The 15,607-nt window shown below is 62.4% G+C and carries 17 protein-coding genes; 8 read left to right on the top strand and 9 right to left on the bottom strand.

Going from position 1 to position 15,607, the window contains the following annotated elements:
• Positions 1–818: 818 nt before the first annotated feature.
• Together AABA84_RS02155 and AABA84_RS02150 are read left to right on the top strand one after the other, a co-directional pair.
• Positions 819–1,067 carry a hypothetical protein gene (locus tag AABA84_RS02155; RefSeq protein WP_338311204.1) on the top strand — a complete coding sequence of 83 codons (249 nt, stop codon included), beginning with the start codon at positions 819–821 and terminating at the stop codon, positions 1,065–1,067.
• 8 nt (positions 1,068–1,075) lie between these two features.
• Positions 1,076–1,369 (top strand): hypothetical protein, encoded by a 294-nt coding sequence (locus AABA84_RS02150; RefSeq protein WP_246550247.1) that lies wholly within the window; start codon positions 1,076–1,078, stop codon positions 1,367–1,369.
• Positions 1,370–1,467: 98 nt separating this feature from the next.
• Here AABA84_RS02150 and AABA84_RS02145 read toward each other — a convergent pair whose 3' ends face one another.
• A complete protein-coding gene (locus AABA84_RS02145) occupies positions 1,468–2,292 on the bottom strand; it encodes a BglII/BstYI family type II restriction endonuclease (RefSeq protein ID WP_212248388.1) in 825 nt (274 codons plus the stop codon).
• A gap of 138 nt (positions 2,293–2,430) precedes the next feature.
• Here AABA84_RS02145 and AABA84_RS02140 point away from each other — a divergent pair, with 138 nt between their 5' ends.
• Positions 2,431–3,069 carry an MT-A70 family methyltransferase gene (locus AABA84_RS02140; RefSeq protein WP_212248387.1) on the top strand — a complete coding sequence of 213 codons (639 nt, stop codon included), beginning with the start codon at positions 2,431–2,433 and terminating at the stop codon, positions 3,067–3,069.
• A 59-nt stretch (positions 3,070–3,128) separates the two neighbouring features.
• Here AABA84_RS02140 and AABA84_RS02135 read toward each other — a convergent pair whose 3' ends face one another.
• Entirely contained in the window at positions 3,129–4,403 is a 1,275-nt protein-coding gene (locus tag AABA84_RS02135) for an HNH endonuclease (protein WP_212248386.1), read from the bottom strand.
• 93 nt (positions 4,404–4,496) lie between these two features.
• Positions 4,497–7,508: an excinuclease ABC subunit UvrB gene (gene uvrB / locus AABA84_RS02130; RefSeq protein ID WP_338311201.1), complete on the bottom strand. Its 3,012-nt coding sequence runs from the start codon at positions 7,506–7,508 to the stop codon at positions 4,497–4,499.
• A 41-nt stretch (positions 7,509–7,549) separates the two neighbouring features.
• Between uvrB and AABA84_RS02125 the strand changes: the two genes are divergently transcribed.
• Together AABA84_RS02125 and AABA84_RS02120 are read left to right on the top strand one after the other, a co-directional pair.
• On the top strand, positions 7,550–8,026 hold the full coding sequence (locus AABA84_RS02125; RefSeq protein ID WP_212248384.1) for a hypothetical protein: 477 nt from the start codon (positions 7,550–7,552) through the stop codon (positions 8,024–8,026).
• A gap of 215 nt (positions 8,027–8,241) precedes the next feature.
• Positions 8,242–9,546, top strand: coding sequence for a hypothetical protein (locus AABA84_RS02120; RefSeq protein ID WP_338311198.1), 1,305 nt, complete (start codon positions 8,242–8,244; stop codon positions 9,544–9,546).
• Positions 9,547–9,688: 142 nt separating this feature from the next.
• Here AABA84_RS02120 and AABA84_RS02115 read toward each other — a convergent pair whose 3' ends face one another.
• The 3 genes from AABA84_RS02115 to AABA84_RS02105 form a co-directional block, all read right to left on the bottom strand.
• On the bottom strand, positions 9,689–9,916 hold the full coding sequence (locus AABA84_RS02115; RefSeq protein ID WP_212248382.1) for a hypothetical protein: 228 nt from the start codon (positions 9,914–9,916) through the stop codon (positions 9,689–9,691).
• Positions 9,917–9,967: 51 nt separating this feature from the next.
• The gene (locus AABA84_RS02110) at positions 9,968–10,192 is read right to left on the bottom strand and encodes a hypothetical protein (RefSeq protein WP_018318312.1); all 225 of its coding nucleotides are present in this window, start codon (positions 10,190–10,192) and stop codon (positions 9,968–9,970) included.
• Between the two features lie 103 nt (positions 10,193–10,295).
• Positions 10,296–11,213: a LysR substrate-binding domain-containing protein gene (locus AABA84_RS02105; RefSeq protein ID WP_212248456.1), complete on the bottom strand. Its 918-nt coding sequence runs from the start codon at positions 11,211–11,213 to the stop codon at positions 10,296–10,298.
• Between the two features lie 320 nt (positions 11,214–11,533).
• Between AABA84_RS02105 and AABA84_RS02100 the strand changes: the two genes are divergently transcribed.
• Positions 11,534–12,313, top strand: a complete 780-nt coding sequence (locus AABA84_RS02100; RefSeq protein ID WP_338311197.1) for a sulfite exporter TauE/SafE family protein — start codon at positions 11,534–11,536, stop codon at positions 12,311–12,313.
• Positions 12,310–12,540, top strand: coding sequence for a hypothetical protein (locus AABA84_RS02095; RefSeq protein ID WP_212248380.1), 231 nt, complete (start codon positions 12,310–12,312; stop codon positions 12,538–12,540). Before AABA84_RS02100 ends, AABA84_RS02095 begins: the two co-directional genes overlap by 4 nt.
• Before the next feature lie 32 nt (positions 12,541–12,572).
• On the opposite strand, the gene AABA84_RS02090 is transcribed toward AABA84_RS02095, so the two are convergent.
• Together AABA84_RS02090 and AABA84_RS02085 are read right to left on the bottom strand one after the other, a co-directional pair.
• On the bottom strand, positions 12,573–13,178 hold the full coding sequence (locus tag AABA84_RS02090) for an SCO family protein (RefSeq protein ID WP_212248379.1): 606 nt from the start codon (positions 13,176–13,178) through the stop codon (positions 12,573–12,575).
• Positions 13,178–14,293, bottom strand: coding sequence for an MBL fold metallo-hydrolase (locus AABA84_RS02085; protein WP_338311196.1), 1,116 nt, complete (start codon positions 14,291–14,293; stop codon positions 13,178–13,180). The genes AABA84_RS02090 and AABA84_RS02085 overlap by 1 nt, the downstream gene beginning before the upstream one ends.
• A gap of 200 nt (positions 14,294–14,493) precedes the next feature.
• On the opposite strand from AABA84_RS02085, the gene AABA84_RS02080 reads away from it, so the two are divergent.
• Positions 14,494–15,192, top strand: coding sequence for a glutathione S-transferase family protein (locus AABA84_RS02080; RefSeq protein ID WP_338311195.1), 699 nt, complete (start codon positions 14,494–14,496; stop codon positions 15,190–15,192).
• 114 nt (positions 15,193–15,306) lie between these two features.
• Here AABA84_RS02080 and AABA84_RS02075 read toward each other — a convergent pair whose 3' ends face one another.
• Positions 15,307–15,501, bottom strand: coding sequence for a cysteine-rich CWC family protein (locus AABA84_RS02075; RefSeq protein WP_338309403.1), 195 nt, complete (start codon positions 15,499–15,501; stop codon positions 15,307–15,309).
• Positions 15,502–15,607 lie beyond the last annotated feature (106 nt).

Here is a 15,607-nt window from a genome sequence, read left to right as displayed (position 1 = left end):
GGGTGCGTTCGCTGTCTCGATCTCGTCATTGCGAGCGCAGCGAAACAATCCTGAATCCTGCCGCGGAGACGTTCCTGGATCGCTTCACTGCGCTCGCAATGACGAATGTGTCGTGAGGACATCGCTCGATCCCTTGCATCTTTCATGGCAGGCACACCTCCGCATTCCCGCGGCGCGTTTCGCCCGAGCTTTGCCTGGTTGCGCGCCCCGATTGGAAGAGAGGGCGCAGGGAAGGCCGGGAGCCGATTGGCTCCCGTGGCCGCCTGTGCAAAAGGTAGTCTGCGTGTGCAGGCACAGGCGGAAGACCACAGGGCAACCGGGACATCCCGGCCTTCCCTGCGCGATGGTTGGAACGGCTTATGTCGCGCTCTCCCCGGGGAGCGTTGCACTATTGCCCCCGTCACCTCGCGGATCACCGACACGCCGGCCCGGTTGGGCCGCTCATGTCACCGCAAGACTTGGCGCCAGAACCCCGGGCGCCAGGACCACACGATTTTGCCGTACACGCGCCTCACCCGTCGAAAGCGCGCCGTCTCGCTCACGGTTGCCCGCCCTGCAAAACCTCTCGCGCCGATGGGACCCGTGTCCACCGCCGTCCGGCCCCATGTCGTGACGATCGCGATACGCCCTCTCCGTGGGCCGGAGTGACTGCGATATACGATAATTCCGAATTTCGGTAAAGTGGAATATTTTTGCGTGGAGGTGTTGACGCGTCGGGCAAAACAGTGCGTGGGGCAAGCTGGGTTGGGCTGGCGCTACGTCAGTGCGAGGAGCCCTCGCGACGAAGCAACCAGACTGCGTCAGGAAGGGACTCCGGATTGGTTCAGAGCGGGCCGAGCTTCCCGCAGCTGTTCAAGACCGTCTACGAGCCGAAATTCTTCGAGGCCCATCTGTCGCTGTCCGACAAGATCACGGCCTGGCGCACCCAGCCGGTCGCCTCGTTGCAACTCGTGACGATCGTGCTGCTGCTGTCGGAGATGCGGTGGTGGCGGCGAGTGTGGGGTGAAGATGTCATGACCTCGATCACCATGTCGAAATCCGGGGCCTTCAACAAGGCTTTGCGCTGACCGCGACCTTGCACGGCTTCCCGATCTTCGCCGCAGCCATCGCTGATGGTGAAGCTGCTGGGCGACCATCATGGCGGCAATCCCGTGCTCACTATCGCCATGGCGACGATCCTCTACAGTCTCCTCGCGATCTGGGCGCGATCGACATTCCGGAGATTTGCCAAGGCCTACGAGCCATCGTTCTTCGACGCGACCTGTCCTTCTCCGAAAAGATTGCCCACTGGCGCGCCAAGCCGGCGACGTCGGTTCAACTGATCGCGTCGGTTCTGCTGCTGTCGCTGCTGGCGGCACGTGTGGGGTGAGCCCCCATCGTCATTCCGGGGCGCCGCAAAGCGGCGAGCCCGGAATCCATAGCCGTGACCTTACGTATGGATTACGGAGAACCGCTGCATGGCCCTGTTCAATTTACGATTCGGAGAACCACCCCAGACGTATCGGATGCATCCTCGCCATCGCTGAGCAGTTTTTTGATTTCGGAAGGATCCTCGCCAAACGTTACGATCGATTCAGGCAAGCCGATCAGCACCAGCGGACAAGGATTGCCGACGCCGCGCTGTACCCGATCCTGCAACTTGCTCCAATGCGTCGTTGCCGTACCAAATTTGTCGCCGACAAAGTGATCCACCCAAGCATCTCGAAAGGGGACTGGATTCTTTTTTCGAGTCACGCGTTTAGTAACGTCGGCAATTTGGCGTCGGGTCCGATCAAGACCAATTCTTTCCATGTCGTCATGGGAGTCGACGTTGTTGTCATCAACAAACCGCCGTACCAAGCGCTTCATAGCGTCCTGAAGGGTAGAGCCTCTTGTTATTATGATGCCTAGCGAGATTGCGCCGTCGGCATGTAGACGTTTGAAATTTTCGAGATCGCGGTCAAAAAAGGGATCTTTGTTGTTCCACTCTATCTCGAGCGCGACCGTGCCTGCCTTGAATGTTCTGATATGGTCGACCTCGTGCGATTGGGCTTCGCGCTCGACGCCGTCTATTATCCGTTGGACGATGAAATTATGTTTGCGCCAGTCGTGTTCGGCGAGCGCATTGCGCAGCCTTTGTGTGCCCTTCGTTTCGCCGCCACCTGAACCAATGATTTCTTCGATGGGGATCGTCGAATCCAAGAGGACTTCTTCGAGCTGCGAAGCAACCTCCGGAAAGTCGCCAGCTAAGATTGCCTCTGCGTGCGAAGAAAACTCGACTTGAAACCCACGCTTCGTCAACTTTTCAAACATCAACTTTTCCAGTCGACTCACGCCCAGCAAAAGAAAAGATTTATCACCAAGTATCTTGAGAACGTACCGTGAACATGATAAGATGGAAAAATTATCTTCGCGTATACCTACTTGAGTCGCTCAAACACGAGATCGCCAATGCAGTCGGCCGGGCAGGACTTACTTAAATTCGCTTCGAACCGCCGATTTTCTACGGTCATGGCCGATCCGCCCTGGCAATTTACGAACAAGACCGGGAAGGTTGCCCCTGAACACAAGCGCCTTTCGCGCTACGGGACCATGAAACTCGACGAGATCAGTGCGCTGCCAATCCCCGAGATATGCGCACCGACAGCTCACCTTTATCTGTGGTGTCCGAACGCGATGCTGCCTGACGGTCTGGCGGTCATGAAGGCATGGGGCTTCACCTACAAATCTAACATCGTCTGGCACAAGGTGCGCAAGGACGGCGGATCCGACGGACGTGGAGTCGGGTTCTATTTCCGCAATGTCACTGAACTGATTTTGTTCGGCGTACGGGGCAAGAACGCGCGCACACTCGCGCCGGGACGACGGCAGGTAAATTTACTTGCGACGCGCAAGCGCGAGCATTCGCGTAAGCCAGATGAGCAATACGATATTATCGAAGCGTGTTCGCCTGGGCCATTTATGGAATTGTTTGGACGCGGTACGCGTAAGGGCTGGACCACGTGGGGCAATCAGGCCGACGATGGGTACGCTCCGACGTGGAAGACCTACGCAAATCATTCGCAGGCCGGGCTAATTGCGGCCGAATAAGTCCCAGGCTCGCAAAGGGCGCTTTACATTTCGATAGGGCCCTTAGGGCTAGCGAGCAATCATCGCTTGTCTTCAAACCACTCATAGTGCCAGTCGATACAAGAGGTATCGAGAGTGTGCGACGGTGTGATTAATTTCTTGTCGAGAGGATCGGACGGGACGGCGGATGAGAGCCGTAGTTTCGATCCTTCATTTTTTATCCGGAGAACTCCACGGTCAAACTGTAGGTGATGGTTCGGGCAAAGTACGAGTAGGTTACCTGTCTTGTCAGGACCGTTATGTGGTTTTCCCAAGGGTTTGATATGCGCGGCCTCCGAATAGAATCGACTTTCTCCAATCTCCAAACGAACTCCGCAAAACATGCATTTGTGATTGTAATGCAGGCGCAGTTGCACAGCTATCTTACGGTTCCGTTTTTGAGCCATTCGCGAAATCATGGAGCGTTCGACGATTTCATCCGAACCGTCTTGATCGAGCCATTCTGCGTCTAGGGGCGGTGTTGGGGGCGCCCCACCAGGTATCGGTGCAGCGGGTAGGCGAGTGACTTTTGGTCTAGAAACGCTCGCATCCATCTTAAAACGAAGGAGCCCGCCGGCGGCCAAATATGTTTTTGCGAGCGTTCTTGCGTTAGTAAGTGCGGCCGCTTCCGACACGCCGAGCAGCTTGTGGAGTTCTTCAGTTCTCACAATCCCGAGAAGTTCAGCCTCCCTTGTTCGACCGGTGTCTAAGATGTGCCTATCCCACGCCAGAAAAAGCGCCGACGCCATCCAACTGTGAGCGCCGGTGTTTATGGTCACGGTCACCGTAGGCAAATAACCGGCAAGCTCAAAAAAGTGACGATAATTATTCCGTGATTTTACTCTGACATCGCCTTGGCCGATCATGTTTGCCGCAATGAAGTTATCGAGACTTTGCTGACCAAGTGCGGCGGTTTGCCAAGCGCCGGATCGCCATAGAACGCGCCTAACAAATTCGTTTGCCCAGAGCGCCGGCCGTGAGGGCCCTTTAAATGGCGGCGTACCTACCCTGTTGAGATGAAATGCGAAGAGCGCCAAGCGATCAAAGTCGCTAGTGTGGGGACGCTGAATGGCTTGGAATACAAGCTCATCCACCGACATTCGTCCTTTGAGATTATGTAGAAAAAAGTTGATGGGAATCAGATCAAGTGACGAATCGTCAATGCCTGATTCTTTGCGCCAAACATCTCGCGGGACCGCCGTTAGCGTTGATTGGTACCCTGAGCGGATAGCATCGTATAGGTCTTTGAACCCCCTTCCTCCCCAAGCAAAGTTCTTGGTGAAGCTACCCGGTCTATGCTTGGGCAGGTGCGCCATCAATGTCCGATCTTAGCGAATCATGTGGAGATCGACGAAGTATCTGAGAGCGGCCATAAGTCGTAAAGCGACCTCTCGATCGCATTCGTCTGCCTACCTCTTCTTCCACCCCCCGCGCCTTCCCGGCATCCCACCCGTCGACTTCGGCGCCGGCCCGAACTCCGGTCCAGATTGCCTCGAGTCCGTCGGCTGGATGATCCGGCTCTCGCCGCCGAATGGCTTTGCCGGCAGCGCGCGGTTCTCGCGATAGGGCAGCGATTCCGGGCCGTGCATCTCGTCGAGATGCGGCTTGTGCACCTTCGAGCCGCTGCCGCCGCCGCTGGCTTTCAGTGCGGAGCCCACGGTCTTCTTCTTCATGGCGCTGACCGGCAAATTCGCGGCGTCGCCGTACTTCTTGCTGCCGGCATAGGCGCCGGCCTTGCCCTGCACGGCGCGCTGCTTGACGGTGGGATCGTCGACCACCGCGAGCTCGGTGGCGCGCAGGCGCTTGACCTCGTCGCGCAGGCGCGCGGCTTCCTCGAAGTTCAGATCGGCGGCGGCCTCGCGCATCCGCGTTTCCAGATCGCCGAGCACGGCTTCAAAATTGTGGCCGATCGAGATGACGTCGTCGGTCATGTCGTGGCCGCCGACCTCGATCAGCACGTGGTCGCGCTCGTAGACGGAGTTGAGGATGTCGCCGATCTGCTTCTTCACGCTCTCCGGCGTGATGCCGTTGGCGGTGTTGTACTCGACCTGCTTCTCGCGGCGGCGGTTGGTTTCGGCGATGGCGCGCTCCATCGAGCCCGTCATCTGGTCGGCGTAGAGGATCACCTTGCCATCGACGTTGCGCGCGGCGCGGCCGATGGTCTGGATCAGCGAGGTCTCGCTGCGCAGAAAACCTTCCTTGTCGGCATCGAGGATCGCGACCAGCGCGCATTCGGGAATGTCGAGGCCTTCGCGCAAGAGGTTGATGCCGACCAGCGCGTCGAACGCGCCGAGGCGCAGGTCGCGGATGATCTCGATGCGCTCGATGGTGTCGATATCGCTGTGCATGTAGCGGACGCGAATGCCCTGCTCGTGCAGATATTCGGTGAGGTCCTCCGCCATGCGCTTGGTCAGCACCGTGATCAGCGAGCGATAGCCGGCCTGCGCGGTGGCGCGGACTTCGCCGACGAGATCGTCGACCTGGGTGCGGGCCGGGCGGATGTCGACCGGAGGATCAATCAGTCCGGTCGGGCGGATGACCTGCTCGACGAACACGCCGCCGCTCTCGTTCAGCTCCCAGCCGCTCGGCGTTGCCGACACCGCGACCGTCTGCGGCCGCATCATGTCCCACTCCTCGAAGCGCAGCGGGCGGTTGTCCATGCATGAGGGCAGGCGGAAGCCGTATTCGGCCAGCGTCGCCTTGCGGCGGAAGTCGCCTTTGAACATGGCGCCGATTTGCGGCACGGTGACGTGGCTCTCGTCGGCGAACACCAGCGCGTTGTCGGGGACGTATTCGAACAGCGTCGGCGGCGGCTCGCCGGGACGGCGTCCGGTGAGGTAGCGCGAATAGTTCTCGATGCCGGCGCAGCTTCCGGTCGCCTCCATCATCTCGAGGTCGAAAGTGGTGCGCTGCTCCAGCCGCTGCGCTTCCAAAAGGCGCCCCTGGTCGTGCAGCTGGTCGAGCCGCTGCTTCAGCTCCGCCTTGATCGACTTGATCGCCTGCACCAGCGTCGGGCGCGGCGTCACATAGTGCGAGTTGGCGTACATCTTGATGAATTCGAGCTCGTCCTGCTTGTGGCCGGTGAGCGGATCGAATTCCTCGATGGTCTCGATGGTGTCGCCGAACAGGTTCACGCGCCAGGCGCGGTCCTCATAATGCGCCGGGAAGATGTCGATGACGTCGCCGCGCACGCGAAACGTGCCGCGGGTGAAATCGTGCTGGGTGCGCTTGTACTGGAGTGCGACGAGGTCGGCGATCAGCTGGCGCTGGTCGATGCGCTCGCCCTTCTTCAACGCGAAGGTCATCGCGGTGTAGGTCTCGACCGAGCCGATACCGTAGATGCAGGACACCGAAGCGACGATGATGACGTCGTCGCGTTCGAGCAGCGCGCGCGTCGCCGAGTGGCGCATGCGGTCGATCTGCTCGTTGATCGAGGAGTCCTTCTCGATATAGGTGTCGGTGCGCGGGACGTAGGCTTCCGGCTGGTAGTAGTCGTAATAGGAGACGAAATACTCCACCGCGTTGTCGGGGAAGAAATTCTTGAACTCGCCATAGAGCTGGGCGGCGAGCGTCTTGTTCGGCGCCAGGATCAGCGCGGGGCGCTGCGTCTTCTCGATCACCTGCGCCATCGTGTAGGTCTTGCCCGACCCGGTGACGCCGAGCAGCACTTGGGTGCGGTCGTTACGCTGGACGCCTTCGACCAGCTCGGCGATCGCGGTCGGCTGGTCGCCCTTGGGCTGGTATTCCGATTTGATCTCGAAGCGCACGCCGCCTTCGGACTTCTCCGGACGTGGCGGCCGGTGCGGCGTCCATACCTTGGTGGAGCCGTCGTTCTTGCGGAACTCCGGCCGGCCCTCGCGGATCAGCGACTCCAGCGCCTCCGCGGTCGCCTTGACGCCGAGCGCCTCCATCTTGTTGCGCGGCGGACGCGCCAGCGCTTCGGCATCGTCCTCTTCGGTGGGCAGGCCGAGCTGCCGCGCCAGTTCCGGATCGAGCGTCGGGATCGTGGCCGCGGTTCCGTAATTGGCCTGCGGCGCTTCTTCCAGCCCGTCAACCTCGGTGGATTGCCGGGCCCCCGGCGGCTGCGGATTGGGCCGCAGCGGCATCGGCCGCGCACTATCCTGCGGAAACTGCTTTTGAAGGTCTTTGGGCGTCGAGGCCCGCGCGCGATGGGCCGCAGCCTCGCCGCCCGAGCGGCGGTCGCGTGAATTGTCCGGCGGCGGCTGCAGCCCGGTGCCCGATCCAAGCCCGGCGTCGCCGCGATTGATCGCGGGATTGAGCAGCTCGGCCAGCGCCGGCCCGATCGGCTGCACGTCAGGCCGATGCGCCTTCGAGTTCGGGGCCTTGGACGGAGCCTTGGACGGAGCCTTGGATTTGGGGGATTTGCCGGATTTTTCGGAGGATGCAGGTTTCTTCGCCATGAGCCGAATATGGGATGAGTCCGCCTCCCGATAAAGGGCGAATGACCGTCCTCATGCAGCCTGCTGACAGCAGGTTGGCAGCAGGCCGGCGACAGCACCGCGCCCCGCCATTGCTTGATGACGATTTCAATTTTTGGTTGATTAAAACTAAATGCTCGACTTTAATGGAGCCGGGGAGGAACCTGGAGATGCTGGGCCCTGCACTGAGCTTGCTGCTCGCGGAATTGCACAAGCGCGCCGACAAGCTGACCAATTATGAGGAGCTCCTGTATTCCGAGCTTCGCGATCTCTTTGACAATTCCGCCGTTATCGCACCGGGCGTAGAACCCTCACCCTTGATGAAATCCCTGGTGGAAGCCCGGGCGCGCCGAGCAGCGGCCGGGTCTCCGAAGCTGCAGGCGCACGCCTTCGACGAATACTTTCAGAACATCATCCGCCCGGACGACGAGGACGAGAATCGTCCGCGCGTGCAAATCAATTGCGGCAAAAAGGACTGCCCGAACAAAAAGTACAAGTGATGGCGTTTACGATCGGAAATCGAAATCCAGCGCGAATTCCGGGCGATTTTCAGATTGCGCCGGCGCAAGCCTATGCACCGGCCGAGCCGGAGCGCGCAATCATCGCCAACGTCGCCCGCGCGGTCGATCAGCTTGCCGCGCAGGCGGCCGCTGACGCCAGGGCGACGCTCCGCGACAGCATCCTGCGGGCTCGCGTCGCGTTCAGAGCGGCACAGATGGCCGCCCTGCGCGCCGTTGCCGAGGAATTGGTCAACGGCCCCGCCGATATGGCCGCGACGACGGACCGCTCTGCCGAAATCCTCGGCCGGGTCAGCGCCGACGTCCCCGACGTGACACTTGCAGACGCATTGCCGCCGCGCTTTGATGGCGAGATTGCGCTCGCGGTCGTCAATTATGCGCCCGATCCGGCCGAGCAGGCCTATCTCGACGCGCAGAGGGAGTTGATCGACGGTCTCGCGGCCGACGAGGCCGCGGATTTGCGTGCCAATTATTCGGAGCCCGGGCTACAGACGCGCCGCGCGCAGCGCACCGAGGTGATAGGTCGGCTCAGGGAGACATTCACCTTCTGGAAGTCGGAGGAACTTGCCTCCGATGCGGCCGCCGCCAACGTGTCGTACACGCGTGGCTATTACGCTGCGCAGCGATCCCGGCTCGGCCGCAAGCTTTTCACGGTCGCGCCGGTACGAGGCACCGGCGAGGACGCGGGTTACAATGTCGCGCTCGAGATACGCATTGCGGAGGGATTGCCGCCACCCAACGACCAGCCGACGCAGGATCAACGCGATCTCTATGTCGAGATCAGCAGGGCCGAGACGATCATCGCCACGGTTTGCCGCCAGATTCGCGCTCGCGCCCACGCGCGGTTCTGGTCTCGCCCGAAGGAGGAACAGCGCGGCCTGCGGATGCTCGATGAATATATCGACAAGCTGGTCGGCATCGCGCGGATCGGTCTCCAGCAGCCGCACACCGCGCTTGCGAAACTCGCGATCGATCGCTTGCGCCAGGAGTTCATTGCGCACGAAGCACGGGAAATACTCAATAGATATGTACGACGTCTCGGAGCGTGGTCGTTTGGTTTCGCCGCGCTGTTCCTCCTCGTCTACGTCGTGGTCAAGAATCGCGCGTGCGACGATGTCACCTCCTGCGCGTCGTGGTGGTATGTGCACAGGTCGTTCCTGCTTGCCGCCGCCGGCGCGTCCCTGGGGACCTGGGCGTCGTTCTCGGTGCGTCAGGTCAATTTGACCTTCGAGCAGCTTGCAGCGCCGGAAGAGGAGCTGCTCGATGCGCCCCTACGCATCATTTTCGTCGTGGTGCTCACGATGGCCGCGTGCCTGCTGTTCTGGACCGGGGCGATCAACGTCAAGATCGGCGACCTGAACACCGAAGCGAGTTCGTTCTGGAAGGCCGGCAGCGTGGCCATCCTGATCGGATTCTTCTGCGGCTTGTCCGAACGCGCACTGTCCTCGGCGATTGCCGGCCGGGCGACGGCGTTCGTCGGCGGCATCGCGGGCAGCCGCTAAAGCGGGATGAGATGAGGCTGGATCGTTGCAACGGCGGAGGTGCGCTCCCTCTCCCGCAAGCGGGAGAGGTGAAAGAGCCGCGGCAATTGATTCAACCCAAAGCCATTCCGCTTTAGCGGCCGGTCATGCGGGGGCAGGGGCCTCACGCGGCTGGTAGCGGACCCTCGTCCTCGCCCGCCTGATGCGGCTTCAGGATGTCGAGATGGATGCCGCCGCAATCGGTGCAGCGCATGGTCCAGTACTCGCACCCTGCGCGGCCGCCGATCACGCGGAGCACCGTGAGATCGCCGTCGCAATCCGGGCAGTTGGACAGCACATTGCGGGTGTAGATCCTCGGCCGCGACGAGTCGTCGATCTCGATGACTGACATGACCCGGTTGCCCCCTTAGCTGCGCTGTCCCTGGTTCGCCGTTCGGCTCGCTTATTCGTCGTCGCTGTCGGCCCGTCGGCGGAAGCGGTCGATGTGGTGCTTGGCGTCGGCAATCGCGGCGTTCTGATCGGGCCAGGCGAAACCGACTTCCATCGCCGGAAACAGCACGCCGTCGATGGCGACGGGGCTGAGATCGGCGCGGCGGATGCGGGCGTGCCAGAGGCCTTTGCCAGCCTCGAAGGATTCAATGTCAAAGCCGTCGTAGAGTGTCGTCATTCTTGTCGGTCCCACGTTTCTTTTCGGAGGGTCAGGGGACCACGTTTGCGGATTCCGGGATGTGAAGCCGTTCACAAGCGGCAGGCTTTTTTGTCTCTCGGCGTCAGTTCCGGGCGACGACGCGGCCCGTCCGCTTGACGGGGCGGGCGGCGGGTTCCGAGGCCGCGCGCATGATCCAGCGGCGGAACGCGGCAAAATCGCGCTGCTCGGTCTGGAAGCTGCGATAGAGCAGGTACCAGCGCATGCCCTTGGGCACCGAGAGGTCGAACGGGGCGACCAGCCGGCCGGCGGCGAGGTCGTCGTCGATATAGGGGCGGATGCCCATGGCGATGCCGAGCCCGTCGGCAGCGGCCTGCAGCGCCTGGCCGTAGAACTGGAACTCGGGCCCGCGCGGATTGATGCGGGTGAGGTTCGCGGCCTTCAGCCAGATCGGCCAGTCCTCCGGCGAATGCTCGACGCGGATCAGGCTCGGTCCCTTCAGGTCGGCCGGGCGCTTCAGGCCGCTCGCAAGGCGGGGCACGCAGACCGGCGTGAGATCGCCGGCGAACAGGGGCTCGGCGACCAGCCCGGGCCAGTCGCCGGTGCCGAGCTTGATGCCGCAGCTCCAGTCCTCTCCGAACGGCACCGACGCGCCGCCGGTGGTGAAGCGCACCTCGATGTCTGGCTCTTCGCTGCGAAATTCCGACAGGCGTGGAATCAGCCAGCGCATCGCAAAGGTGTGCCCGACCCCGATGGTGAGCACGCGCACGCTTGCAGGCGCCGTCACCTGCGCGGTGAGGCTGGCCAGCGCATCGAAGATCGGCGTCAGCCCGCTCTGATAGGCGCGGCCGGCCTGCGTCAGCACCAGGCGATTGGCCTTGCGCTCGAACAGGGCAACGCCGAGCCGCTCTTCCAGCAGATGCACCATACGGCTGACGGCGGCCGCCGATACGCTCAGCTCGAGCCCGGCCGCGGCAAAGCTGCCCGTCCGCGCCGCCGCCTCGAATGCCTTGATGCCGTTGAGAAACAGCAGACGCCGCAAATGCAAGACCCTTATGCAATACCCTCAGGAAAGCTGAGGCCAGGCCAAGATAACTCAGTTTGCGAAGACAGGGCAAGCGAGGCACAAGAATGAGAGTAATTCCAGGTTGATTTGCCGGGAGGCGCCGGTGCCTTCGCCTCTCCCCGCCTGCGGGGAGAGGCCGGAATTTGCGATAGCAAATTCCGGGTGAGGGGGACTCTCCACGAGTCTCACTTTCGCCGTCCCCGCGGGGACTCCCCCTCACCCCACCCTCTCCCCGCAAGCGGGGCGAGGGAGTGAAACAGGTTGCGTCCCTCACTCGCCAGCAGGAGTTTCCCTTCGTGACGCCCATCATGATCGCTGCCCTCGGATTGCTGATGGTCGCCACCGCGTTCCTGTCGGGACTGTTCGGCATGGCGGGCGGGCTGATCCTGATCGGCGTGCTCTTGGCACTGATGCCGCTGCCGACCGCGATGGTGCTGCATGCGATCACGCAGATGGCCTCGAACGGCTGGCGCGCGTTTCTATGGCGCGCGCATATCCGCTGGCGGCCGGTCGCGAACTATATGGTCGGCGCTGCCGTCGCGCTCTCGGCCTGGTCGATCACGCGCTACGTGCCGGACAAGCCGATGGCCCTGCTGCTGCTCGGCATCACCCCGTTCATGGCGCGGCTGTTGCCGTCGACCATCAAGCCGGACCCCGACCGTCTTTGGCAGGGCACCGTCTATGGCACGATCTGCATGGGCTTGATGCTGATGACAGGTGTGTCCGGCCCGCTGCTCGACACCTTCTTCCTCGGCGGCGATTTCGGTCGGCGCGAGAAGGTCGCGACCAAGGCGATGTGCCAGCTCGTCAGCCATTTCACCAAGCTGATCTATTTCGGCGGCATCATCGACCAGGCCGCGAGCCTCGATCCCGTGCTCGCCGGCGTCGCCATCCTTGCCTCGATGCTCGGCACCACGCTGGCGCGGCGCATCCTCGAAGCCATGACCGACCAGCAATTCGTGACGTGGTCGAACAAGCTGATCACCACCATCGCCTGCTACTACATCGCCTATGGCGGCTGGCTCATGGTGCGCACGCCAGTACTGGCCGCCTTCGACAAGGGAGGTTTGCAATGAGCAGTAACGCCGATCCGCTGGTGCTGGACTTCGTCGAATGGGTCGCGCGCGAGCCGCGCGCCTATGCCGAGGTGATCGCGACCTGGAAAACCTCGTGCCCGCGCCTCACCATCTGGGAAGACGCCGCCGATCGCGGCTACGTCGCGCGCCAGACCATTGCAGGCCTTGGCCTCGTCATCGCGGTGACGGAAGGTGGCGAAAGGTTCTTGCGCACCAACGGGCGGTGAGCGCGTCGCTTTCGACGGCTCTCGCCGGAGTGCTATCGCGAAGGCACCGCAAGCCGTGGCCGGATGATCTCGACCATGCGCTCGGCCGAGGTGCCCGGGGGAAAGAAGCCGAGATATTTTCCGTCGCGGTCCATGAGATAGATGAAGGACGTGTGGTCGACCGTGTAGTCGTTGGCCCCCTTGCCGATCGGAATCCTGGCAAAATAGACCTTGTAGGCCTCTGCCGCTGCTCCGATCGCTTCGGGGCTGCCGGTGAGCCCGAGCAGCCGCGGATGAAACAGCGGCACATATTCGGCAAGATGCTCGGCCGTGTCGCGTTCGGGGTCGAGCGTGATGAAGACGGGCTGCACGGCCTCTGCGTCCGGTCCGAGTTGCTCGAGCGCCTGTCCGATCGCCATCAGGTCGGTCGGACAGACGTCGGGGCAATAGGTGAAGCCGAAATAGACCAGCATCAGCCGCCCGCGGAAGTCGCCCTCGCTGCGCGGCTTGCCGGTCTGGTCGATCAACTGGAACGGTCCGCCGACCGGCTCCCGATTCCACATCAGGATGTCCATCGTCTCGGCGGCCGAGCGCGCCTGCGCCGCTCCCGCGCAGGCGAGCGCCAGCATCACGTACAGCCAGGCGCTGGCGAGCCGCATCACAGCCCGAAGGTGAGACGGCTGCCTGTCGTCGTCACCACCACCTTGCCCTCCATCTGGGCATTGGCTTCCTGTGCGAAGTTGAGCCCGCTGCAATGCATGGGCACCACGACGTCGGGATTGAGCGCCTTGATCTCGCTCACGACCTGCGTGAGGTAGTCCTTGGGCGCCGGGCCGAGATGGAAGCCACCGACGACGGCGTGCACCTTCTGGACGTCCGACACCTCCTGCGCCTGCTTCACCGAATTGACAATGCCGACATGGCCGCAGGACGAGATCACGACGAGACCGAGATCCCGCACGTTGAAGCAGGTGGCGTGCTCGTGAATGTGCTCGTCCGGCACGATCTTGCCCTCCATTTCCGCGGGCAAATAGTGGCCGACATTGCAGCCCAGCCCGTCCTTGATGCCGAACTCGACGAGCGTGTTCGGCAGTACGCGTTCGCCGCTGCGCCGGGTGATCTTGCCGGTGGTGAAGGCATGATCCGCAATCACGGTCGGCGTTTCGCACAGCACGGTCGTGACTTTCTGCGCCGCAAGCTGCCGGCGGTCGAGGGTGCCGAAATCGGCGAATTGCCCCTGCGTCGGCGTCGGGGTGACGCGATGGCAGAAATTGTCCTCGCCGCCCGCATAGAGCTTGAGGTCGGCGGGCAGCCTGTCGCGGAACTTGTCGAGGAAGCCGTTCAAGCCGCCGAAATGATCGTAGTGGCCGTGGCTCACGATCAGCGCGTTGAGCTTGGCCGGATCGACGCCGATCAACGCCATGTTGTTGAGCAGCACGTCGGGCGTGTAGCCGTAGTCGAGCATCAGCGTGCGCTGATTGCCGCCGCCCTCGGATTCCAGCCAAAGCGACAGGCCCCATTCATTGTGCAGCGATTTGCGGAAATCACCGCCGCGTGCAGCCGGAGTGATGGAGACCCCGTTGATCTGCTTGGGACGGAAGAACAGGTCGAAACTCGAATCCACCAGCACGCGGATCGAAAGCTTGTCGACGGTTGGAACGGCAATCGGGGCAGCGCTCGCGATCTCGACGCAGGTGAAAGCATTGGCGGCCGCAGCTCCGGCCAGTGCCGCCGAACCCAGAAGAAAATCGCGCCGTTGAATGGTCCTGGTCATTGCAACGCCTCCTGTATCGGATCTTGGAAATGCCCAAGCTTAGGTCCAATCCGGGGCCGGCTCAACAAGCCGCGGCCAAATCCGGCACGGGCGAGGCAGCCGGTCGCCGGTCACACCCCGACACCGGCGGCAAGACGGCTTGCTTGCGCTCGTCGGTATGACGGCTACTCTGATCGCCAATCACAGCAGCTGGATCAGCCATGTCACTCAGACTCTTCGAACTCGTCGGCACCGACGCCTCGCGCCCCTTCAGCCCGTATTGTTGGCGCACGCGGATGGCGCTGGCGCATAAGGGCCTCGCGGCGGAATCGCTGCCCTGGCGCTTCACCGAGAAGAGCGCGCTTGCGCCGCATGGCTCGGAGAAGGTTCCGGTGCTGCTGCACGAGGACAGACCGGTCGTCGACTCCTGGACGATCGCGAACTATCTCGAGGACAATTTCCCGGACCGTCCGTCGCTGTTCGGCGGCGAGGGCGGCCGCGCCATGGCGCGCATGATCAACGCCTTCGGCGACATCGCCGTCGTCGGCGGCATCTTTCCGCTGATCGTTGCCGACATCCCGAAGAATCTCGCCGGGGTCGACGCTGCCTATTTCCGAAAGTCGCGCGAGGCGCGCTTCGGCGGCAAGAGCCTGGAAGAGGTCATGGCGAGCCGCGACACCGGCGTGGTCGCCTTCCGCAAGTCGCTGGAAGTGATGCGGCAGACGTTGAAGAAGCAGCCCTATCTCGGCGGCGCCGCGCCGAACTACGCCGATTACATCGTGTTCGGCGGTTTCCAGTGGGCGCGCGTGGTGAGCCCGTTCAAGCTGCTCGAGGCGGACGATCCGGTGTATGCTTGGCGCGAGACACTGCTCGATGCGTTCGACGGCATGGCGCGGACATCGCCGGGACACGAGGTGTAAGCTTCGTAGGGCAAATCTTGTAGGGTGGGCAAAGGCGCATAGCGCCGTGCCCACCATCTCTCTCGATCACCAAAAATGCGTGGGCACGCTGCGCTTTGCCCACCCTACGATACACTAACGAGCCGCCTCCGCCGCCTTGCGCAAGCACTCCCGGCACAGGCAGTCTTCGCCTTCGACCGGCATCGGCAGCTTCGCGACCTCCTCCGCGCACCAGCAGGTGCCCGAGAGGTCGCAGCCGAATTCGGTGCCGCAGCGCGCGCAGGCGAGGCGGCGCGGTTCCGGCGGCGAGGATTCTTTCGGATTTGTCATGATTTGCGTCGAAGCTTCGCCGTGATTTTCATGTCGGGTTCATCGGTCATTGCGGTATATTAGGCGTCGCGCGCGGACTCCGAAAGCGGCTCCCGGCACGCGAAGG

It is taken from the genome of Bradyrhizobium sp. TM239, assembly GCF_036247985.1.
GTDB classification, from domain to species: Bacteria; Pseudomonadota; Alphaproteobacteria; order Rhizobiales; family Xanthobacteraceae; genus Bradyrhizobium; species Bradyrhizobium ottawaense.
Note: the sequence above shows the minus strand (reverse complement) of the source record. Positions and strands in the feature narration are given on the sequence as shown.